Raw genomic sequence first — 949 nt, 5'->3', positions numbered from 1 at the left:
GCCGATACACGCTCTAATGGATGAAAACTTTACACTCTGTCCACGCTACGCACTCGCTTGGCTATCACATTATCTTTTGCCCAAAGTACAGGCATCAGGTCTTGAAAGATGCCGTGGAAATAGAGCTTAAGCGCATCCTGGCTGAAACCTGTAAACACTACGGATGGACGCTGCATGAGCTGAAAATCATGCCGGATCATGTGCATCTATTTGTGCAGTGCGACCACACCACAGCGCCCGTAGAGATAGCCAAAACCCTGAAATCTATTTCAGCAGTGCATATCTTCAACAAGTTTCCCAAGCTGAAAGGGCGCAAGTTTTGGGGGTCTGGCTTGTGGAGTCGAGGAACGTATTACGCTAGCGTCGGGTATATCTGTGAGGATATTGTCAGGCAATACATCCAAACCCAGAAGGACAGGGGGTAGACGATCGCGCCTACAACATTAAACCCCATCGCCTGTCTCGCCTCTCATCCGCCAGCACAAGGCATGGAGGTATTCCCGGCAAATTTAATAAAGATATGATGTTTTTGAGCGTTGTAGTGCGACCATCTTGGTCGCTGAGACTTACTAAAATACTAAAATACGTCGCTCAGACTTACTAAAATGCAACGTCTCTACAAATTTCACAAAAGATTTACCATTGCTATAGTATTTTCAAACGATTCGTAAACACTTTTTAGCCCAAAGTATACAGATAGCGAGCAAGATGCTCGCACTACTGTTAGCCCAAAATACTCAGATAGCGAGCAAGATGCTCGCACTACTGTTAGCCCAAAGTATACAGATAGCGAGCAAGATGCTCGCACTACTGTTAGCCCAAAATACACAGATAGCAAGCAAGATGCTCGCACTACTGTTAGCCCAAAGTACACAGATAGCGAGCAAGATGCTCGCACTACTGTTAGCCCAAAGTACACAGATAGCGAGCAAGATGCTCGCACTACTGT

The 949-nt window shown here is 46.0% G+C and carries 1 protein-coding gene; it reads left to right on the top strand.

What is annotated here, in order from left to right; translation table 11 throughout:
- Positions 1-20: 20 nt before the first annotated feature.
- A complete protein-coding gene (gene tnpA / locus G3T18_RS24625; protein WP_224413237.1) occupies positions 21-425 on the top strand; it encodes an IS200/IS605 family transposase in 405 nt (134 codons plus the stop codon).
- The last annotated feature ends 524 nt before the right edge of the window (positions 426-949 follow it).

Origin of the sequence: Oscillatoria salina IIICB1, assembly GCF_020144665.1 — a bacterium.
Lineage (GTDB): Bacteria > Cyanobacteriota > Cyanobacteriia > Cyanobacteriales > SIO1D9 > IIICB1.
This window is presented reverse-complemented; position numbering and strand designations above follow the sequence as displayed.